This window comes from Neptunicoccus cionae (genome assembly GCF_014643735.1).
In the GTDB taxonomy this organism is placed as follows: Bacteria; Pseudomonadota; Alphaproteobacteria; order Rhodobacterales; family Rhodobacteraceae; genus Amylibacter; species Amylibacter cionae.
The window spans coordinates 59,312-79,508 of sequence record NZ_BMKA01000006.1 but is presented as its reverse complement, the minus strand read 5'-3'; the positions used below and the strand labels follow the sequence as shown (position 1 = coordinate 79,508).

Here is a 20,197-nt window from a genome sequence, read left to right as displayed (position 1 = left end):
TTTGGGGAACATTGAAGCGCTTCAGGCGGGGAGTGTCTGTTTGCTGTGGGTGGCGACGGCTGTTCTGATGGCTTTTTGGGTTTGCTCCAGTTTTTCGCGGGGCACGGCCCAAGCCTCAAAAAAGCCGAACCATGTGGCGCGGGTCAGGGGCTGGCCGAGGAAATCCAGCGGCACATAATCCAGCGCGGCAAAATAGGCGATCACCTGATCCAGCGTGAAGCCGTGGACCGCTGGCGCGTGGATCGCGTTTTCAAAGGCCACCACGGGGCGTTTGTGGCGCAGGGTTCGCTCCGCGCCGAACAAGGCCAGCAAATCCGCGCCTTCCAGATCAAGTTTCACAAACGGCACCGCGCGGCCCACCTGTGCAAGGGTCTTGTCGATGGTGGTGGCGCGCACCGTCAGATCGGGGCGGTAGGTGATGTCTGCGGTGTCGGGCCAAATGGTTTTTTGCTGGGGATTGGCCCCGCTGATAGAAGAGCGCCCCACATGGCTGCTGGAGGATTTCCATGTCAGCCGATAGATGCGGGGGTTGTTTTGTAAAGCTGCCTCACGCAGGTCCACACGGTCCAGCATGTGATCTCCGGCCTTTTCCAACGTGTGTAGCAGCTCTTCGGCCATAAAAGGGTCTGCTTCCACTGCGACGACTTTCTTGCAGCCGGGAAGGGCGAGCATTTTCAGGGTGTGAAATCCCCGATGTGCGCCCCCGTCAAACAGGGTGAAACTGTTCAGGGGCGCGCAGCAATCTGCGCAAACATCTGAAAGCATAGCCTCCAGCGTCATCATATTGGCGCTGGCAAAGGTGCGGAACTCTTGCAGGGCTGTCATTGGAAATGTCCTTTCAGGATCAATCCTTGCGCAGGCGGATGCCTTCACTTTCGAGATTACGTAAAGTCTTGCGCACATAGGCGCGAAATTCGGGGGCCTGCTGGTTCCAGAGCATCTTTTCCTGTTCCGGATTGGCGGGAAATTCGGCGCGCCGGTCGGTCAGCCAGAAGATCCAGGCAATACGCGCGCTTAGGATGCGCCAGTCTTCGGTTTCGGTGCCAACAGGCAGGCCGCTTTGGGGGATGTGGGCTGGGGCGTTCATGGGAAAATCCTTTCGGGATAATGGTCAGGGGGTGAAATACCGGCGCAGGGCGCGCAACGGGCGGGTGAGCCGCCACGATCTGGAGCTATAAAGGGCGCTCAGGGCTTGATCCCGCGTGGCAACCTCGGTCGCGCAGAGGCGGGTTTGCGTTTCCAGTTCACTGATCCGGTCCTGCTGGCCCGCAATTTTCTGACGTAGGCTGTAGTTGATGCTACGCTGGAGTTTGCGTTCCTGTGCAAGTGCTTCGAGACGGGCTTGCAGGCGCAGCACCTGTTGTTCGCGCAGATGCAGATAGTCTGCGGGGGCCGGATCTGTGGTTTGGGGACGTGCGGGCGGTTGCGGTCGGGGGATCACATTTGCGGGGCTCGGGCGGCGCAGGCGGCTGATTTGCGTGGTGAACTCCTGTGCGATCCGGTCCAGATCGTAGTGGCAGAGGGCGAAATCGCGGGCATGTTCCGCGCGTTTCTGGCGGTATTGCGGGTCGGCCAGTTTGCGCAGGGCCGCCTTCAGGGCTGCGGGACGCTGTGTGTTCACCACATCGCCCAGCCCGTGATCCGCCACCTGTTTCACCGTGGCGACGGATTTCGGACCATGCACCAGAAGGGCCCCCCCCGCGGCCAGACATTCGGGCAGTTTGTTGCCCATGCTATAACGGGTATAGGCCAGAGACTCCGCATCGAAGTTATAGGTGATCAACGCCACATCTGCGTCCTGTAACCATCTGGCGTAGCTTGGAAAATCCCGATCAATGCTGCTGAGGGTGGTGGCGGTAAGACCCTTGAATGCTGCGCCGCTTTGCTGGTGCCAATAGGGGCGGGTGTTGATTTCAAGGTGGATTTCCATGCCTTCAGTGGCAAGATCTTCTATCGCGCGGGCCACCCGCAACAGACTGTCGAGCCCCATATCCGCAGCCAAATTTCCGGAATAGCGCAGCAGCAGCGGGCCCGCTTTATGGGGGCTGCGGGGGGGGAATGCGGCAGCGTCGATGCCATTGGCAAAGGATTGAAACGGGGCGCCATAGCGGCGGGTGAAGGCGCGGCTCATCTTGGGGCAGATCGACAGGTTCAGCGCGGCGCGATCAAACAACCCGCGCAGGTCGTGATCGAAGCGGGCGAACCGGTGCGCATCCTTGCGCTTTAGCCGTGCGGGCCAGTCATCCATCACCCATGTCACCAGCGGCGTGTCGCAGTTTTCGATTAGGGAGAGGGTAAATTCATGCAGGCAGGGGCGGTCGGGTAGTGGACGGTAGAGGATCACATCTGGGGCAAAATCCGCAATCGCCTGTTGTGCGGTTTGTGCATTGCACGGGGTCTCTGCAAAGCCCTGCGATCCGGTGCGGCGCACAAGGGACAGGGTATCGGGTTTCGGGGAGGCGATCTGCAACAGGTTTGCATCGGGGAAATCGCGCAGCAGGTTTTCCTTGATCTGTCCGGTTGCCGATTGCCCACCAGCGGGAATGTAATCAATCACCAGCAAGCGCGCGGGTGTGGTTTTGGCAGGTTTTTCTGGCGCAGATTTGGCAAACAGGCTGTGATAGTCGCGCCGCGCGAACACCTCAAGCTTGCCGCCGACCGTTGCATTGTAAATCGTCTGGCCGCTGCCTTTCAGGGTCTTTTTCGCCTCTTTATAGGCTTCGACCATCTTATCCACCTGCGGGTCATGCCAGCGGAAACCCTTGCCAAAATAATCGGGATTGAAGTGGTTCGGGTCATCGGAGTCCATATCGAGCACCCCGACCCCGTAATCGGTTCCGGTGTTCACATCCTTTGGAATGTCATAGCTGGCATCGACCCCGATCAGGTAGATTTCTTCAAACCCGAGATAAGCGGCCAGCTGCATCAGGGAAAACGTCACGGTGCAGCCGGTATAGGTGATCTTATCCGCCTGCGTGGAAAAGTCGAACCCGTGGGGATAGCTGACGCGGGGGCGGTGGTTGTAGAATATCGTGTCTTCTGCGGCATCGAACTGATAGCCGAGATAGGCAGGGAACAGTTTCACCGGACCTTTCAGATCATTGATCCATTCCGCGCGGTCTTCGGCGACCAGATGATCCTCGACACAGTAAAACGTGGGGGTCCAGTCCAGATCCGGCAGTTTGAGGAAGAACCCGTTGACGGCGAATGTCACCTCGTCTTTTAGCAGCGACAGATCGGTGTCATTCAGGCTTGGCCCGTTGCCGATCAGAAAGCAGCGTTTGGTGCCTTGGTATTTTTCGCGCAACCGGCGCAGGGCAGGGCGGTAGAGCGCATCCAGATCGTGGCCGTAAATCTGTGCCACATGGCGCAGGCCGCGGATTTTGTCGGGCAGCGGGATTTTATCCGTAGGCAGATAGATCGGCGCTTTGGAGGGCAGCAGGTCCAGCGTGTCCTGATAGATCTGTTCCAGCCCTTCAGGGGCAAGGCGGTCCAGCGGATCTTCGTAGGTGAGGGGCTGTCTTAAGGATAGGTTCATAAACAGGCAGTTTTGAGCCTAATTCTTATTAAATGCTTAACGCTCGGTGAATTAGTTAAAATTTGCGGTATTGGCCTCTTCCTGCCTGTTTTTTACCCAACGCCCTGAAATTATGCACATATTCGGCACAGCGGGGATGGGTTGCGATGCTGGGGCTTTACGATCCTTGCTATCATTGCTGCACTGCGGCAAGGCTGGAGACACAACAGCGGACCGGCACAATACCTCCTCCCATTGCTCTGGTTCGTATAAAATTAACGGCTCGTGATACCCTCCTCCCATTGCGGTGCCGTTTATAAAACAGTCCAACAGGGCGCGGCCGGATCAGCAATGATCCGGCTGCATCCATTTTGGCGACGGGACTTGGGGGTGTTGCCTAAAGGCTCGCCAGCGTGTTTTTGATCTCGGCGCGGCGGCGGGCCAGCGTGCCAAGGGGGTCGAAGACCTCTGCCTGTTCCAGCACCGCATCAAGGGCGGAACCGGCGGCGGCCAGACGGGCCTTGGTGGCGGTGTCATTCTGCCCTGCGGCCAAAGCGGCCTTGGCGGCTTCGTGGTCTGCGGTGCCTTGCACGGCTAGGGCGGCCAGACGGCCATCGCCCTGCTGGTTGGCGGCCACAAGACGGGCCTCGCGGCCGGCTTCGATGAATTTATCCGAGCGCAGCAGCGAATGGGCGTATTCCAGACGCAAGCGGGCCTCTAGCGGGCCGGCCTCGGGCATCATCGTCTTATAGCTGCTGATGGCTTTCTTATAAGAGCCGGTTTCCAAAGCATCGCGGGCCACCAGATAACGCCCCTTGAAGTTCTTGCCTTTGGAACTGGGTTCCACCGCGCAGGCGGCGGTGAACAGAACCACCGCGCCAAGCCCGTAAGCGACCAGACGGTTTGACACGGATTTTATAGAAACGGATTTTGCGGGCGCGACAGGGCCGCGCGGCGTATGTGGAGACTGCTGCATCTTTACCTCGTCTGCCCTTTTCGGGCTTTGTTGTTGTCAAAAGCCTAGCAGCGGGGGGATTGTGCTGTCTATAAGAGGGGATGAACGCCCCGATATAAGTGTTTGATTGTCTTAAAGGAGACACACCATCCCACGTCTAGCCACCCTGACCGGTTTTGTGATGGCCATTGCTGCGGGCTATGGGGGCGGGCATTTGGGGCTGACCCTTTTTGCGGGCGGGCCGCCGGTGGCGGATGCCCGTATCGCGCCGGACCGGCTTGCGGTCGCGCTGGACCCTGTCGCGCCACAAGAAATACCGCCCTGGCCGGATGCTTTCGGGGTCTATGTGCCCGATGCGGTGGCACCGCCGCCCCCACCCCCCGAACCCCAAGAGGTGGTGGTGAATCTCGATTATACTCTGACCGGTCTGTTTGCCAGCGCCAGCAGCGCCTGGGCGATTGTGGCCGGACCGGACGGAGAGCATCTGCTGCGCAAGGGCGACGAACTGCCCGGTGGTGTGCTGGTGCGCGAGGTCACCAAAGCCGGAGTGGAGTTGCAAACCCCGCAGGGGCGCCAGATGATCGCCTTTGACGAAAACTGATCCCGCACCCCCGCCCAATCCCCTGCCCAAAACTGCAACAGATCAGCGGCAAACCCCACAGTCACCGGAAATTTCATTGCTTTTTGAAGGGGCGGCGCGAATAGTGGCATGAAACCCTGGGGCGCGCGGCGGGTCTGCTGTCCAATGCGACCGACCATCGGGGAAAAAGGCAGAGAACCGAGTGGTAAAGATACGATGAGATATACCCGTTTTGTGACGGTCCTTGCGGCCGCATGGATCTGCACGGTGACGGCCCTTGCGGCAGTCGCGGTGCTGGTACCGGCACAGGCGCGTGCGCAGGTGGCGCTGGATTTGCGGGATGCGGATTTGCAGCGTTTCGTCGAAATCGTCTCTGAAACCACCGGACGCAGCTTTATTCTTGATCCCCAGATTAACGGCACGGTCACTGTGCTGGCCCCGAACGAAGTGCCCCCCGAAGCGATTTACGAAATCTTCCTCAATGTGCTGGAATTGAACCGGCTGACCATCGTGGAAGGGGTCGGGGCGGACCGGATTGTGCCTATCGGGATTGCGCGCGAACTCGCACCCGGACAACTGGCGGGACTGAGCGGGGGGGGCTATGAAACCCGTGTGCTGCCGGTGGTGAACGTGCCGCTTGAGGAAGTGACCGAGGTGATCCGCCCGCTGCTGCCACAAGAAGCGGTGCTGTCCACGGTGCCCGGTGCGGGATTGCTGATCCTGTCGGACCGGCGGGAAAACCAGTTGCGGATTGCGGCCCTTGTCAGACGGCTTGACCAGCCGCGCAGCCAGCCGATTGAAACCATCCGCATGCGTCATGCCAATGCCGCGGAGTTGTTGCAGGTGATCCAGTCTTTGGAAGTCACCCCTGTGGGTGCGTCCCTGTCGGCGGACCGGCGGGTCAATGCGCTGGTGGTGGCCGGACCGCGCCAGTTCCGCGACCGCATTCGTGATATCGTGATTGAACTTGATCAGCCGCAGCGTTCTATGGCGACCCGTGTGGTCGAGTTGAGCTATGCCAATGCGGCGTCACTGGCCGAGGTGGTTCGGGCCTCTTTCGTGGCGCAAAATGGTGATGAAGCGGCCACGGGCAGTGTGAATATCGTGGCTGAGCCGCGGTCCAACACCCTGTTGATCACAGCACCCCAAGACCAGATCCATTCCATCGTGCTGTCGGTGCGCGCGCTTGATCGCCGCCCCAAACAGGTGCTGATCGAAGCGGTGATCTTTGAAATGTCGGTGGAAAATTTCTCGGACCTGTCGGTGCAATTCGGTGTGTTGCTGGACGAAGCCATTGCGGGGGGGGTGCAGTTTTCGCTGCAAGGCCGCCCGACCCTGACCTCGGCGGTCAGCGGGGCGCTGTCTGGCAATGTGGTTGATCCGGGCAACGGGGGCACCATTGGCGCGATCAAGCGCGACGGGGACAACGGGATCGGCGGATTTCTGACGGCGGTGGCCTCTAAGAACTCGACCAAACTGCTGTCCACACCGTCCATTATGACCCTGAACAATCAGGAAGCCGAAATTGTTGTGGCGCAGAATGTGCCTTTCGTGACCGGCAGTTTTGCCACCGTCGGGGACAGTGCCGTTCCCCAGACCCCGTTCCAGACCATTGAACGGCAGGATGTGGGTCTGACCTTGCAGGTGACACCGCAGATTACGGCGGAACGAACCGTGTTGATGGCAGTGAAACAGGAAGTGTCGAACCTGACCAATTCCTCGTCCCAAGCCGGCGGCGAAATCACCGCCAAACGCACGCTTTCGACCAATGTGCTGGTGCGCGATGGCAATGTGATCATGCTGGGCGGTTTGCTGGAGGACGGTTCCGGCACGGTCAGCCAGAAGGTGCCGGGACTTGGGGATATGCCGGTGATCGGCGGCCTGTTTCGCGGCAAGAATGCCTCCAAGAACCAGCGGGTTTTGCTGGTGCTGTTGCGCCCCCGTGTGATCGGCTCGGACGCCGAGGCCAAACGCATCACCCGCGAAGTCACCCGCGAGGCAAAAAGAGCCAGCAAAGTGATCCGGCCCAAGGACGACGGGCGTTTCCCGCGCACCCCGAATACGGATTTTCCCTTTGACGGTGCGGATTTGAACCAGCCTTTTGATGCAGGGTTCGTGGACAGTATCGCCCAGAGCCGTGCCTTTCCTGCGTTGCCTTCCCGACTGGAATTCAAATAGGCTCGGTCCATGTCTGCTGATCCGTCCCGCTTGCCGTTCTCTTTTGCCCGCGACCATCAGGTTGCGCTGGACGGGGTGCGGCTGGTTTATGGGCCAAAGGCCACGGTCTTTGGTCTGCGCGAAGCGGCACGCCGCGCCGCAGAGGCCACACGCCCCCATCCCTTAAACCAAGAAGACTTCGATGCCAGACTGGCGTCGCTTTATCAAAGCAACGGGGCGGATGACGGCACGGACGAGTTGCTGTTTGATCTCGAAGACGGGGCTGGCGCGGGCGGGCCACGGGATCTGCTGGAAGACAGCACCGAGGCCCCTGTGATCCAGCTTGTGAACCAGTTGTTGCGCCGCGCGGTCACATCGGGCGCGTCCGATTTGCATGTGGAACCCCATGAAGGCGGCCTGCGTGCGCGGTTGCGCATCGACGGTTTCCTGCAAACCGTGCTTGACCGGAACGATGTGCCGGTGCGCCGCGTGATTTCGCGCCTGAAGGTTATGGCCAATCTGGATATTGCCGAAACCCGCCTGCCACAGGACGGGCGCATTGCGCTGCGTCTGGGGGGGCGGGCGATTGATACGCGGGTCTCTACCTTGCCTGGAAATTACGGCGAGCGGGTGGTGCTGCGGGTGCTGGATCGTTCTGCCGGACTGATGCCGCTGGATGGTTTGGGGCTGAAACCCCGCCATATCGAGATACTGGAGCGGCTGTCCGCCCTGCCCAACGGGATTATTCTGGCCACGGGACCAACCGGATCGGGCAAGACCACGACGCTTTATTCCCTGTTGCAACTGGCCAATCGGGATGAACGCAACATCGTCACCGTGGAAGATCCGATCGAATATGATCTGCCCGGTGTATCCCAGAGCCAGATTAATTCGGACATCGGCATGACCTTTGCCGCCGGACTGCGCGCCACGTTGCGCCAGGACCCTGATGTGATCCTTGTGGGGGAAATCCGCGACACGGAAACCGCCAGTATTGCCGCACAGGCTGCGCTGACGGGGCATCTGGTGTTTTCCTCGCTCCATGCCAACGGCTCGGTCGGGGCGGTGGTGCGGCTGCGCGATCTGGGGCTGGATGATTTCCTGATTGCGTCGACCTTGCGCGGTGTGATCGCTCAGCGGTTGCTGCGCCGCCTGTGTGAAAGTTGCAAGATCCCGCGCACCCCGAACAGGGCAGAGGCAGAGCAGTTTGACGCATTGGGGATTGCCGCGCCCGAACAGGTCTGGGACGCGATGGGTTGTGAGGCCTGTAACAACAGCGGGTATGCAGGCCGTGTCGGGATTTTTGAAATCGTTCCCGTCACCGAAGCCCTGCGCAGTGCCATCGACAAGGGTGCCTCCGAACAGCAGCTTGTAGGTTTGTCGCTGGAACCGCAATTCACCCTGCTGGGGCAGGGGCTGGAGGCCGTTGCGCTGGGGCGGACCACCCTGTCCGAGACCCTGCGCGTGGTCGGTGACACGGTATGAACACCTATAAATACACCGCCTATTCCGACACAGGGAAACGCAAGGACGGTGTGATTATCGCAGAGAGCGAGTCCCATGCCGCCAGCCTGCTGAAAGAAAAGAGCCTCTTTGCCAGCCAGATCGAACTGCGCCGTTCCAAAGGGACAGGCAAGGGATCGGGCAAGGCGGGGGGCGGTTTGTTCGCGGCCAAGCGCAACCGGCTGGGCGCGGATTTGCGTGCGGTGTTTACCCGTCAGATGGCGGTGCTGCTGGCGGCCGACCTGCCAAGCGACGCGGCCCTTGATGCGGTGCGGGCTTCCGGTGTGGCGGGGCCGATCAACACGGTTGCAACCGAATTGAAGGCCGCTGTGCTGGAAGGATTGCCCCTGTCCGATGCGCTGGAGCGTGCCGATATGGGATTGCCGCCCTATTATATTGCTGCCGTGCGTGCGGGCGAGAGTTCGGGCGATCTGGCAGCGGTGTTTGAAGAACTGGCCACCTATCTGGAAAACGCCGGATCGGACCGCGCCCAGATTGCCACGGCGCTGATCTATCCGGCTTTTGTGGCGGCGGTGTCGATTGTGGTTTGTGCCATTTTGATGATCAACGTGGCCCCTGAAATTGTGTCGATGTTTGAAGTTTCAGGGCGCGAGTTGCCGCAACTGACGCGGGTGATGCTGGGGATAAGCGACTGGATACAGGCCCATTGGCTGGTGCTGGTACTGGGGGCAATTGGCGCCATTATCGCCTTTCGTCTGGCCCTGCGCCTGCCCCGTTTCCGCGATGGCTGGCACGGGTTCTTGCTGCGGGTGCCGGTGCTCGGGCGGTTGATCCGACTGTCATCGGCAGCTCAATACTTGCGCACGCTGGCGCTGATTATTGCCAGCCGTCAGACCATTCTGGATGCCACCACCCATGCCGCCGAAGTCATGACCATCACCCGCTTCCGCGCACAGGCGGACCGCGTCAGCGAGGCCGTGCGCTCTGGCGAGAGCCTGTCGAGCGCGTTGCGGCATTTGACCCTGATCCCGCCGGTGGCCGCGCAGTTGGTGAACGCGGGCGAGGCATCAGCGCGGCTGGCGCGGATGTCCGAACGGGCCGCCCATCTGGTGGAAACATGGGCCAGCAACGCACGCAAACGTTTTACCGCGCTGCTGGATCCGATGCTGATGATGTTCGTGGGCACGATGGTTCTGGTGATCGTGCTGTCTGTTTTGTTGCCCATATTTGACCTGCAATCCGTGATCGCGGGATAGGCTTGAGGACAGAGCAGGGGGGGTGGCTTCGGCACAAATCCTCTGATAGAGTGACGCCGATCACAGAGATTCTTGAAACAACACATTTTACTGGTAATATAAGCGTGCTGAATCAGCACAATCAGGGACGTAGACAACATTCCTTACAGAGCGGGGTTTAAGTGTTATAGAGCACCGGATAGAACGGGCCGCAATACACACTTGAATCAGTGATAATTATTGGAACGCACAACCGCGAGGGTGCTTTTTGACTATTGAGAAATTCAGCACGGATTTTCTGGACGCAAGTCCGGTTGTCGATAGAATACCGTCTTCGGCCACGCTTAGATTCAAGATCGTAAAACGCCTTGTGGACTTGTCATTTTCCCTGCTTTTATTGCCTGTATTCATCCTGATCGCCTGTATTCTGTTCGTCTTGAATCCCTATCTCAATCGGGGGCGGGTGATGTATTCCCAAAAACGGGTTGGACAGGATGGAGAGACCTTTCGCATCTATAAATTCCGCACCATGGAAGGCAAAAACGAAGAATCCCGTTTTGCCACCGAGGAACAGGCCCGCATCCGCCGGTTGGGTCGTTTCATGCGCGCCACCCGCATTGACGAGTTGCCCCAGATCCTGAACGTGCTGATGGGACAGATGAGCATGGTCGGCCCGCGCCCCGAACAGGTGAAGTTTTTCAAACAATATACTGCTGCAATTCCAGGCTATGCCGCCCGTCAGCAGGTGCGCCCCGGAATTACCGGATTGGCCCAGTTGAAATACGGCTATACCAGCGATGAAGTGGGCACTGCACGCAAGCTGAAATGGGATCTGGAATACATCCGCCGCTCCGGCTTCAGGCTTGAATTCTATATCATTGCGAAAACGGTGGTCTTTGTGTTCCAGCGATTGTGCAACGTGGACACAAAAACCAAACTCTAACGCTTTTGTAAGGCCGCTGCCCCTTCGCGGACTTTCTGTATCCGGCAGGATGGCAGAGCCCTTTATCTCCGCCAGTTTTTTGAGCATATAAAGCAGCAGATCAATCAGAACCGCAGACAGGGCATCCAATCCATGACACAGAAAATCCTTTTGACCGGTGGCGCAGGCTATATTGGCGCTCATACTTTTGTGGCCTTGCATGAAGCGGGGTATTATCCTGTGATTTTGGACAATTTCGCCAATGCGGATCAGGACACACCGGCGCGGCTGGCGCAACTGACGGGGCGCAAGGTGGATTGCCATGACTGTGATCTGATGGATAAGGCGGCATTGGACGCGGTCTTTGAAGAACATGATTTTGAGGCCGTGATCCATTTTGCCGCCTTGAAGGCGGTGGGGGAATCTGTGGCCAAGCCGCAGATGTATTTTGACAATAACACCGGCGGCTTGATCAACCTGATGGGGGCGATGGAAAAGCATGATGTGAAACGGATCGTGTTTTCCTCTTCGGCCACGGTTTACGGCGATGCAGAACAACAACCGATCCCCGAAACTGCCCCGCTGGGTGCGACCAACCCTTATGGGCTGACCAAGCTGATGGGGGAAATGATGCTGAACCAGATGCAAGTGGCCCATCCGGACTGGACCATCGGCATCCTGCGTTATTTCAATCCGGCTGGCGTGCACACTTCGGGGTTGCTGTACCAAAGCCCGAAATCTGGAAACAACCCGCCGGAAAATCTGATGCCCCGCCTGTTGGAAGTGGCCGTAGGAACGCGGCCTCATCTGATGGTGTTTGGCAGTGACTATGACACGCCCGATGGCACCGGCGTGCGGGATTATATCCATATCAGCGATCTGTGCCGCGGCCATGTGCTGTCCCTTGATGCGCTGATCCGCACCAATGAAAGCCACACGGTGAACCTTGGGACGGGAACGGGGTATTCGGTTCTGGATATGATCCGCGAATTTGCCAAAGCCTGCGGGCGCGAAGTGCCTTTTGAAATGGCAGATCGCCGCCCCGGTGATGTGGGCACCTGTTATGCGGATGTGACCCTCGCGCGGGAGGTTCTGGGGTTTGAGGCTGAACTGGGTCTGGCCGAGATGTGCATCGACAGCTGGCGCGAAAGCGGGCAGGCGGACCCGACCACCTGACCCCATTAGACTTGTTCCCAGCGCGGCACATCCTGTAGAGTATCCCGAACATGCAAACGGCTGGAGCATAAACGGTTGGCACGTAATATCCTGTGGCTCGGCGCCCATAAAACCGGCACCACCTTTTTGCAAAAGAGCCTTGATCTGTCGGGGGACGCGCTGAAGGCAGGGCAGGTGCATTACGTGGCGCTGGACCGGTTCCGGCAGGATTATACCCGTCCGCTGTTGAACGGGCGCACCGATATGGAACTGGGGGCGAGCGTCTACCGGCAGGACTGGGACGGCATCAATCTGGTGTTTGACGAAAATGTCCCCGCACTGGTGCAGCACGTCTGCCATCCCGAGGGGCTTTATACCACAGCACCGGAACGCAGCCGCCTGCTGGCGGATCATCTGGGGCTGGAGCGTCCGACAATCGTGTTCGGCATCCGTCCCTTCGCCAGTTATCTGCCCTCGCTTTATTGCGAGACGCTGAAATCCACCCCGTTCAAAATGTTCCGCAAGTTTCTGCGCACCCCGCTGGAAACATTGACCTGGTATCCTGTGCTAAAATCCCTTCAGGCGGCATTCGACGGGGCAGAGGTTCTGGTCTATCAGTACGAGGATTTGAAGGGCAACGAACGCGCCCTGCTGTCCCGCGTGACGGGGCTGGCACCGGACAGTTTCACCCTGCTGGAAAAAACCGAACGGCCCGGATTTTCCCACCGCACAATCCGCGAATTGCGCGAGCTCAGCCAGAAGCGCAAAGTGCTGCACAAGGATGTGCGCGCGGCGGTCAAAGCCTATCCCAGAGGTCCGGAATACCCTGGGTACTGGCCTTGGAAGCCGGAAGAAAAACCCGTTCTTGCGGATGTTTACGCCGCGGATGTGGCGCGTATAAAGGCGGATGACAGTCTGACCTTTCTGGATTTTAATACTCTTTAACTGAAACGGAATTCCCATGAAGCTTGCTTTGCACATCGGTACGACAAAGACCGGAACCACCAGCTGCCAGCACTGGTTTGCGGGCAACCGCGAGGCGCTGGCGCAACAGGGGGTGATCTACCCTGAGAGCCTTGGCGAGGTGAACCACCGCAAGCTGATGGTTTACGGGCGCGACAGCGACAAGCCCGACGAGGCTTTCCGCCGCAACGGGGTGCACACCAAGGATGACCACGCCGCCTTCCGTAAGACCCTTGAAGCAGAGTTCGCCGCCGAGGTCGCAGCCCACCCGCAGGCCCGCCACTGGGTGATTTCAAACGAGCACCTGCACTCCAAGATCACCACCGTGCGGATGATCCGCCGCGTGCGGGACTTCCTTGCGCCCCATTTCAGTGAAATCACCGTCTATCTGCATCTGCGTCCGCAGGTGGATCTGCTGGTCTCTGGCGCGTCCCAGCGGGCGCGGCTTGGCAAACCTGTGACCCCTGCGGCCCTGACCCGCAAATCGGTCAGCGAGAATAGCGCCTATTTTAACTACGACCAGATTGTTTCCCGCTGGGAAGAGGTGTTCGGCGCGGATAACCTGCGGGTTGTGCCGTTTTTGCGGCAGAACAATATCACGGCCCATCTGGCGGAAGAGATCGGGATTGATCGCAGCGGGTTGAACGATGTCCCCCACCATAATGAAGCGATCGACTGGCGCGCCATGGGGCTGGTCAATGCGCTGGGGGAGCATCGCTCAGAGCTTGGCAATCTGACAGCGGCCCTTGATCTGCGCAATATTCCGGTCGAAGAGCCGCTTCAGATTGGCCGCACTATGGCACAAGAGGTGCAGGAGCGGTTCAATCGGACCAACAACCGGCTGATCAAACGCCGCCCCGATCTGGAAGCAGGTGATCTGATCCCCGACTGGACCCGTTATGACGAAGTGCCCAACATCTACCGGCTGGATGACAACGCCCTGTTCGGCGCGCAACTGGCCCATGTTCTGACCCATTATCGTCAGGGGTTGGCACTGGAACGGGCCCGCGCCCTGTTGGCCGAAGCGGCCCTTGATTTTGCCGAGAAGCGCAAGAATATTGCCCGCGAAAAACTGGAACAAGCCCGCGCCACGCTGGATCTGAAAGCCCCGCAGGACAAATACGGCGCAGAGATCGCGACCCTACAGGCCCGCGCAGGCGAATTGGGGGACCGGTTCGGTAAAGGGCCAAAGGGATAGAACAGAACGGAGCAGGCGATCATCGGGTACAGCCCGCCATGCCTGCCGTTCAGGTTGGCTTGTTAAAGTAGTTCAGGCCCAGTTCGTCGATACTGTTCTGCCAGTGCTGCCCGAGAATGGTCTCGTACTCGGGCGTGAAGCTTTCCTTGCCTGCATTGGGCACAGGGGTAAATTCACCAAACACAGCCCCTTGCGGCGTGGAATACAGATCAGTGCGCACAAAAGACACCCGCGCCTGTTTGACCAGCGTATCGGTGGCTTTGATCAGGGCGTCAAAGTTATCGGGTAAAGACAGCTTCACATCGGGATGTGTATCGGTTTTCCAGCGGATTTGTCCTTGATCGGTGCCGTTGCGATCATACATGGCAAAGGCCCATTGATCATAGGGCAGGTGGACCGGCGCATAGCGCTGCATCACCAGTACGGCGCCAGTGTAAAACCCGTAGACCTTGTAATCCAGCGGCACATCAAAGCCGAGACTGTCTTCAACATAAGACTCCCGCAGAATTTCCGCGGACATCTTGAACTTACCCGCCTTGGCGAGACGTTTCTTATAGTGTTCCGTCAAAGCCTCCGGCGAAGCGAACTCCTTATTGGTCATATGGCACCAGAGTGTTCCATCGCTTCGCGTTTCAATCAGGTGTACGCCTGCCGAACTGTGTCCAACTAAGGGCTTCACCACAAAACGATCAGGCAACGGTCCAGTAAGAGCTGCGTCAATATCCGTAAAGACATCGTGGGGTACGCTGGCCACGCCGCATTCCTTTGCAAAGGCGTAACCGCGATCTTTCCTGTTTATATGGACAAGTTTCTGAAATTCTCTCTGGGTTGGCTCGTCAAAGCGAGTCTTATTGGCCTCGGTTGCCCAAACCTGGGTGCGGCGGTTCAGCAACTGCGAATAGGTCGGAGTATTCATTCAAAGTCCCTTCGCGGGTAGGTTCAGGCGGAAGCCGGTGTTCAGAGGTTGCCCCGCAGTGTAATCGCCGGCGATCACGGCGGCAATCTTCTGGATCAAACCGGCCCCTACAGCGGGTTCGAGCGGGGTAGAGAGGGTAAAATCACCCTCGCGGGACAAGTCGTGGTCAATCAGTGCCTCGGCAAAGATGTCCACAAACAGGAACCGGCGGCCCAACTGGCGGGCCAACATTGCGGCTTCAATCATGTCTTCCTCGCTCCAGCCGCCATGGACCAGAACCAGTGTATCGGCAGGCTGCCCTTTGCCGCTGCCCAGCAGATTCCGCCAGCCTTTGGGGGCGGGCTGTGTTGCAAAGGCAAAAGCCGTTCCTTGCAGCGCTGTGGTTCCGGGCACATCGGTGCGCGAAAAGACCAGAACATCCTCGGAGGGTACGTCTTTCAGGGTCTCCATATGTTGGGCCCAGTTGGGTGAGATCAGGAAACGGGAGAAACTTTCAAGAGTCTCCGACGGGCCGGCTTCAGCCGTGCCGTCCCGTTGCAACTGGTCCGGATCGACGATTTGCGCGGTGACGCCGGTTTCTGTGCTGTCGAGCAACAGGCACAGCTTGCCGGTCAGATTGTCGAGCGTGTGATAGTAATGCAGATACTGCATCTTGCGCAGGTGTTTGCCCTGCCATGTGTCATGGGCCCAGTCTTTGTCTTCAAACCAGAAACCAACACGATAGCCGTTATGATGCAGTGACAGGATCAGCCGGTGAATCTGGGTCAGGTGCCGTTTGGCGTGCTGGCCACGGATCACAAAGATCATGTCTTCGAACTTTTGGTCGAGCCCGAGACGGGCCAGCCTGTCGTATTTCATCAGGTCGCCGAAATCATATTGCACCGGAATCGGGATCTTGCGCACGCCAAGGGGGGACCAGTAGTTCCGGCTGCGGTTTTCGGTGGCGTAATTGTCAAACCAACTGGCACGATAGAGCGCGCGGGGCACCGACCAGCCGAAATTCTTCATGGTGGAAGAACCGCTTTGGGTCAGGGATTCCCCGTGTTGCCGCCCGAGCACCAGAACCCGCCGGTCCGTGCGCAGACTGCGCGGGCCGAAAGCATGCTGGATGCGGCGTTTGAATTCGGTGTCCGCACCGGTACGGATCGGATCGAACGTACCGCAACGGGCCAGCACCGGTTCCGTGCGCAGCATGGTGGCCGCCGGATCAGGATGGCCGTAATTGCCCGAAAGCTGCATCAGGATATGGGCTTCCTCGTTGATGCGCACCCAGCTGGAATGCAGGCAGACCAGATCGCGGTTGGCGCGCAACTCTTTGACTTCGCTTCGGATCTTGTCGGGGTGGGCCCAGTCGTCGCTGTCATGGAAGATGGTGAATTCGCCTTTGGCGCGGCGGAAGGCTTCGGATTTAGCGATGTAAGTACCGGCATTTTCGGACCGGTAAACCGGCACCACGCGGGAATCCTGTGCGGCCAGTTCGGCGATTTTGGCCCGTGTCGCATCATCCGAACAGTCATCCACCAGCATCAGTTCGATATTGCGATAGGATTGATCCAGGATCGAGCGGGCGGAGACCTCAAGATACTCCGCGCATTCATAAGCGGTGGTGATCACCGTTACCAGCGGCCCGTCGCTGGTGTGATCCCCGTGGGGATCTGCAGCCACCAGATTATCGATGCCAATGGGCTGGCTGTCATCCCGCAGCTTCAGCGGGCGCAGGTTGTTCTGGGACAGATAGCTGTTGAAGGCCGAAAGTTTGCGCGCGGAATCGGTTTCGCTGTTCATTTGCAGGAACAGCAGATCAGGGCTGCCTTGCCCTGCGGCATTGGCCCCGTTGACCAGTTCGCGGGCCCGTTCATGCTGGCCTGCTAGGATGAAAATTTCCCCGTAAAGACCGATCAAACCAGTGCTTGGCAGCGCATCCAATCGCCCCGCCCGCGCCATCTCTACCAGATCGGAAGGACGATTGAACCAGAGATAATGCAGCTGCAGGGTCCATAGATCCAGACTGCTGGGGAAGCGTTCCAATGCCTTGTTCAGATAGGCCAGTCCGGTTTCAAAATCACAGGTTTTCAGCAGGGCGCGGATATAGCGGAAATGGAACCGCTGGCGTTCGGGGGACATCGGTCCTTCATCCAGTATTGCGCCGAGATGCAGCAGACGTTCATAAAGATAGATGATGGCGCCAAAATCATTGGCCTCCCCCGTGGCTTCGAGAGCTTTGGAGAGAGTCTTTATCTCAGCATCGGTCAGAAGCCCGCGCCGCCCGTTGGCGATTTCGAGAATACGGCGCATATCCGCATAGGCCCGCTGGATTTTTTGGAAGTTCATTTTGTAATCTCTTTGATCGTGAATCTATTCGCAATTCTGCCCCGAGCGGACCCTCCCGTCCTAGAGGGTTTCCCCGCGAAGGTAAATTCTACAAGCCGTAGGGGAGGTTGAGAATTTACCTTAAAACTGTCTAGAATCTGCGGGTCAGCGCATCAAATTCCTGCACCGCCCGCAGCCTGTCGATCTGGGCGCGGGTGTCGGCGCCGGTCTCTGCCTGTTCCAGCAGTTGGTGGTGCAAGGTTTCAAGCTGGCGCTGAAGATTGTCGAGTTTGGCGCCCGCAACAAACCCCGCCAGATCGCCGGCCCGCAGAGACAAAATCGCATCAATCATCGGGCTTTGGGCAAAACCGGTCAGGATGTGATCGTTCCAGAGGCTTTCGTCAAAGGCGCGGATGCGGGCGGCGGCGGCCTGCCCGTAAGCATGGAGCACTGCGGGCCGCAGGCGGGTCATATGCCAGGACATATTGTTCACCAGCCAGCGCATCGCTGCCACTTTCAGCGCCGGATCGTCCGCAGGCAGATCGGCAGTGATCAGATCGTAATGGGTGAAAAACGCCATCAATTCTGCACCTGTCGAGGCCATGGTCTGGCCCGGACGATTGACGCGGTGATAGCAGATCACCTGATCAAAGAAGGAGAAATTGCTCGCGGCGCGGCATACCGCCCAGTGGAAGGGGTTGTCTTCAAAGAAGAAATCCCCTTCGGGAAAGCGCAGTTTATGGGTTTTCAGGAAGTCGCGGCGGTAAAATTTGCGCCAGGGCACGGCGATCATCGACAGGGCAAAATCGCGGCGCTCTTGTGGGGTAAACCCTGCATCGAGCAACCGCCAGCGTCCCTGATCCGCAGGGGGGCGCATCTCGTCCAGCAGTTCGTCGTATTCCAGATAGTTCACCATCAGGAAATCAACGCCGCGCTGGTCAAACACCGCGCGGCAACTGTTGAAAGTGGCAGGGTTCAGCCAGTCATCCCCGTCCACAAAGAACACCGTGTCGCGGCTGGCATGATCAAGGCCGATATTGGCGGCAATCCCCACGCCGCCAAAGGTATTGGCCCCCAGAAACACCGGCACTAGATCAACCCCTTCGGGCAGGTCGCTGCGCGCCATGAAGCTGCGGACCATATCGACGGTCTGGTCTTTGGAACCGTCATCCACCACGATGATCTCATCCCCTGCACGGGCCGAACTCGCGACACTTTGAAGGCATTTTTCTATATAAGGATCAATATTATAGCTGGTAATGATGAAGGAAACGCTCATGCCCGTTGTCCCTTCAGAATCCGGTTGATCCGCAAGCCAAGCTCGGGATCGGTGTCCACCACGCGGATATAATGTTCGAGCGGCAGGTTCTGACGCAGAAACTCCTGTATCAACTCGCGGAAGGGTCTGTGCAGATCTTCGACAAGCTGTGCTTCGATCCAATGGAACAGGCCAATGTAAAAGCCGGTGAAAGGGACGATGAAACTGCGGGTCTGCGGGTTGGTGCCAAGGGCCTTTTGCACCTCTATCAGCGCCTCTGTCACCGCGAAACGCTCCCGCCCGCGCCGGTTGGTCAGACGCCCGCGCCCCTCGGCGACAAAATGTTCACAGCAGATCAGGTCGGAATAGAGAATGGTCTGCGCGTGCAAAAATCCCATCCAGTGGATTTCAATATCGTTATGCACCGGAATTTCCGTGCAGCGAATGGCGTTTTCGCGCAGGAAATCAACGCGGTATATCTTGTTCCACGGATAGGCGGCCACGGTGCAGAGGATCTGCGCGCCCTCAGCAGAGAGCGTACCGAGCGCACCGCGGGCATCAGCGTCTTGCCAGCGATCCTCGTCGCTTGCCAACAGACCGCTGCCGCCTCGTGCACGCACGCGGCTGTCCACATGTTTGAAGATACAGAAATCAAATTCGCGGCCCTGTAACCGGTCCACCAGCAGGGTAAATCCGTCCGTGAACAGATCATCGCTGTCAAAGAAGATCACATGGCTGCCACTGCATAACGAAAGACCCTTGTTTCGGGCATACCCCGCGCCACGGTTCTTGCGCACGCGGTGGTACTTCAGCTTGAAGGGCAGGGTGGCAGGGTTCAGCCCGAGCGCGGCAGGATCGCTGCGGTTTTCAGAGGCATCATCGACGATAACCACTTCGGCAAAAAAACCAAGCGTCACCACCTGCGCCAGCAGCCGCCCGACCCCTTCGGGATCATTAAAGACAGGAATGACAAGGGAAAGTTTCATACGATGAAGAAACGCAGGTCCTGCAAAGTCGCCTCAACCGGACGATCCGGCGGCAGGAACAGGATGAAATCCCGCCAAGGGGCCTGCTTCGGCAGGTTCTTGCGCCCCTCAACGTCCATTGCATCCAGATGGGTGCTCGTTTCTGCGTAAGACACCACCTGCTTGTCAAAGAAACAGTCCACGAACCCCGCCTCGGTGCCTGACCGGATGCAGGTTTTCATCGCCACAGCCGAAGGTGCTGTGCTTTTGCAAATAAAGCCGATCACCCCGAATCCGTCCAGATCAAAGCCGCCCAAAGACACATGCAGCGCCAGCCAGTGACTGTCTTTCAGGCTCTCGATGCGAAACGACAAAAGCGCGTCTTCATTGCCTTGCAGGCTGCCCTTAAGCGTGCCTGTGGGATCGAAAGAAAACAACACACCCGGCGCAATCGGCGTGTCGCATTCGATATCGCCGGTCGGATTTTCTACCCGCAGCACCCGCAGGATCTGGTTGGCATTGGCGTCCGGTCCAAGACGGATATTATTGGTCATCAGAGGTCGCTCCCTTAAGAATTCACCCCCTGTTAGAACATTTTAAAG

At 58.5% G+C, this 20,197-nt stretch carries 17 protein-coding genes; 8 read left to right on the top strand and 9 right to left on the bottom strand.

The window, feature by feature from the left end; translation table 11 throughout:
• Window positions 1–21 precede the first annotated feature (21 nt).
• The 4 genes from IEX10_RS16700 to IEX10_RS16685 form a co-directional block, all read right to left on the bottom strand.
• Window positions 22–825 carry an FkbM family methyltransferase gene (locus tag IEX10_RS16700; RefSeq protein ID WP_188678020.1) on the bottom strand — a complete coding sequence of 268 codons (804 nt, stop codon included), beginning with the start codon at window positions 823–825 and terminating at the stop codon, window positions 22–24.
• Between the two features lie 19 nt (window positions 826–844).
• A complete protein-coding gene (locus IEX10_RS16695; RefSeq protein WP_188678017.1) occupies window positions 845–1,087 on the bottom strand; it encodes a hypothetical protein in 243 nt (80 codons plus the stop codon).
• Window positions 1,088–1,111: 24 nt separating this feature from the next.
• Window positions 1,112–3,538: a 6-hydroxymethylpterin diphosphokinase MptE-like protein gene (locus tag IEX10_RS16690; protein WP_188678014.1), complete on the bottom strand. Its 2,427-nt coding sequence runs from the start codon at window positions 3,536–3,538 to the stop codon at window positions 1,112–1,114.
• 376 nt (window positions 3,539–3,914) lie between these two features.
• Window positions 3,915–4,493, bottom strand: a complete 579-nt coding sequence (locus IEX10_RS16685) for a hypothetical protein (RefSeq protein WP_188678011.1) — start codon at window positions 4,491–4,493, stop codon at window positions 3,915–3,917.
• Window positions 4,494–4,653: 160 nt separating this feature from the next.
• Here IEX10_RS16685 and IEX10_RS16680 point away from each other — a divergent pair, with 160 nt between their 5' ends.
• The 8 genes from IEX10_RS16680 to IEX10_RS16645 all read left to right on the top strand — a co-directional run bounded on the left by IEX10_RS16680 (window position 4,654) and on the right by IEX10_RS16645 (window position 14,146).
• Window positions 4,654–5,073, top strand: a complete 420-nt coding sequence (locus tag IEX10_RS16680) for a type II secretion system protein N (protein WP_188678008.1) — start codon at window positions 4,654–4,656, stop codon at window positions 5,071–5,073.
• Window positions 5,074–5,268: 195 nt separating this feature from the next.
• Window positions 5,269–7,230, top strand: coding sequence for a type II secretion system secretin GspD (gene gspD, locus IEX10_RS16675; protein ID WP_188678005.1), 1,962 nt, complete (start codon window positions 5,269–5,271; stop codon window positions 7,228–7,230).
• Between the two features lie 9 nt (window positions 7,231–7,239).
• Complete coding sequence (locus IEX10_RS16670) at window positions 7,240–8,694, top strand: GspE/PulE family protein (protein ID WP_188678002.1); 1,455 nt, start codon at window positions 7,240–7,242, stop codon at window positions 8,692–8,694.
• On the top strand, window positions 8,691–9,929 hold the full coding sequence (locus tag IEX10_RS16665; protein WP_188677998.1) for a type II secretion system F family protein: 1,239 nt from the start codon (window positions 8,691–8,693) through the stop codon (window positions 9,927–9,929). Before IEX10_RS16670 ends, IEX10_RS16665 begins: the two co-directional genes overlap by 4 nt.
• Window positions 9,930–10,176: 247 nt before the next feature.
• On the top strand, window positions 10,177–10,851 hold the full coding sequence (locus tag IEX10_RS16660) for a sugar transferase (protein ID WP_229678610.1): 675 nt from the start codon (window positions 10,177–10,179) through the stop codon (window positions 10,849–10,851).
• A gap of 132 nt (window positions 10,852–10,983) precedes the next feature.
• The gene (gene galE, locus IEX10_RS16655; protein ID WP_188677989.1) at window positions 10,984–12,006 is read left to right on the top strand and encodes a UDP-glucose 4-epimerase GalE; all 1,023 of its coding nucleotides are present in this window, start codon (window positions 10,984–10,986) and stop codon (window positions 12,004–12,006) included.
• A gap of 75 nt (window positions 12,007–12,081) precedes the next feature.
• Window positions 12,082–12,930, top strand: a complete 849-nt coding sequence (locus tag IEX10_RS16650; protein WP_188677986.1) for a hypothetical protein — start codon at window positions 12,082–12,084, stop codon at window positions 12,928–12,930.
• A gap of 16 nt (window positions 12,931–12,946) precedes the next feature.
• A complete protein-coding gene (locus tag IEX10_RS16645; protein ID WP_188677983.1) occupies window positions 12,947–14,146 on the top strand; it encodes a hypothetical protein in 1,200 nt (399 codons plus the stop codon).
• Between the two features lie 49 nt (window positions 14,147–14,195).
• Here the strand turns inward: IEX10_RS16645 and IEX10_RS16640 are convergent, their stop codons facing one another.
• The 5 genes from IEX10_RS16640 to IEX10_RS16620 all read right to left on the bottom strand — a co-directional run bounded on the left by IEX10_RS16640 (window position 14,196) and on the right by IEX10_RS16620 (window position 20,149).
• Complete coding sequence (locus IEX10_RS16640; RefSeq protein WP_188677979.1) at window positions 14,196–15,062, bottom strand: ATP-grasp fold amidoligase family protein; 867 nt, start codon at window positions 15,060–15,062, stop codon at window positions 14,196–14,198.
• The gene (locus tag IEX10_RS16635; protein ID WP_188677976.1) at window positions 15,063–17,393 is read right to left on the bottom strand and encodes a glycosyltransferase family 2 protein; all 2,331 of its coding nucleotides are present in this window, start codon (window positions 17,391–17,393) and stop codon (window positions 15,063–15,065) included.
• A gap of 130 nt (window positions 17,394–17,523) precedes the next feature.
• Window positions 17,524–18,651, bottom strand: a complete 1,128-nt coding sequence (locus IEX10_RS16630) for a glycosyltransferase family 2 protein (protein ID WP_188677974.1) — start codon at window positions 18,649–18,651, stop codon at window positions 17,524–17,526.
• Window positions 18,648–19,616 (bottom strand): glycosyltransferase family 2 protein, encoded by a 969-nt coding sequence (locus IEX10_RS16625; RefSeq protein ID WP_188677971.1) that lies wholly within the window; start codon window positions 19,614–19,616, stop codon window positions 18,648–18,650. Before IEX10_RS16625 ends, IEX10_RS16630 begins: the two co-directional genes overlap by 4 nt.
• The gene (locus IEX10_RS16620) at window positions 19,613–20,149 is read right to left on the bottom strand and encodes a hypothetical protein (RefSeq protein WP_188677968.1); all 537 of its coding nucleotides are present in this window, start codon (window positions 20,147–20,149) and stop codon (window positions 19,613–19,615) included. Before IEX10_RS16620 ends, IEX10_RS16625 begins: the two co-directional genes overlap by 4 nt.
• Window positions 20,150–20,197 lie beyond the last annotated feature (48 nt).

Excerpts from the sequence above, each read along its gene's own strand:
- IEX10_RS16700 (WP_188678020.1), bottom strand. The coding sequence starts at position 825 with ATGACAGCCCTGCAAGAGTTCCGCACCTTTGCCAGCGCCAATATGATG.
- IEX10_RS16695 (WP_188678017.1), bottom strand. The coding sequence starts at position 1,087 with ATGAACGCCCCAGCCCACATCCCCCAAAGCGGCCTGCCTGTTGGCACC.
- IEX10_RS16690 (WP_188678014.1), bottom strand. The coding sequence starts at position 3,538 with ATGAACCTATCCTTAAGACAGCCCCTCACCTACGAAGATCCGCTGGAC.
- IEX10_RS16685 (WP_188678011.1), bottom strand. The coding sequence starts at position 4,493 with ATGCAGCAGTCTCCACATACGCCGCGCGGCCCTGTCGCGCCCGCAAAA.
- IEX10_RS16680 (WP_188678008.1), top strand. The coding sequence starts at position 4,654 with ATGGCCATTGCTGCGGGCTATGGGGGCGGGCATTTGGGGCTGACCCTT.
- gspD (WP_188678005.1), top strand. The coding sequence starts at position 5,269 with ATGAGATATACCCGTTTTGTGACGGTCCTTGCGGCCGCATGGATCTGC.
- IEX10_RS16670 (WP_188678002.1), top strand. The coding sequence starts at position 7,240 with ATGTCTGCTGATCCGTCCCGCTTGCCGTTCTCTTTTGCCCGCGACCAT.
- IEX10_RS16665 (WP_188677998.1), top strand. The coding sequence starts at position 8,691 with ATGAACACCTATAAATACACCGCCTATTCCGACACAGGGAAACGCAAG.
- galE (WP_188677989.1), top strand. The coding sequence starts at position 10,984 with ATGACACAGAAAATCCTTTTGACCGGTGGCGCAGGCTATATTGGCGCT.
- IEX10_RS16645 (WP_188677983.1), top strand. The coding sequence starts at position 12,947 with ATGAAGCTTGCTTTGCACATCGGTACGACAAAGACCGGAACCACCAGC.
- IEX10_RS16640 (WP_188677979.1), bottom strand. The coding sequence starts at position 15,062 with ATGAATACTCCGACCTATTCGCAGTTGCTGAACCGCCGCACCCAGGTT.
- IEX10_RS16635 (WP_188677976.1), bottom strand. The coding sequence starts at position 17,393 with ATGAACTTCCAAAAAATCCAGCGGGCCTATGCGGATATGCGCCGTATT.
- IEX10_RS16630 (WP_188677974.1), bottom strand. The coding sequence starts at position 18,651 with ATGAGCGTTTCCTTCATCATTACCAGCTATAATATTGATCCTTATATA.
- IEX10_RS16625 (WP_188677971.1), bottom strand. The coding sequence starts at position 19,616 with ATGAAACTTTCCCTTGTCATTCCTGTCTTTAATGATCCCGAAGGGGTC.
- IEX10_RS16620 (WP_188677968.1), bottom strand. The coding sequence starts at position 20,149 with ATGACCAATAATATCCGTCTTGGACCGGACGCCAATGCCAACCAGATC.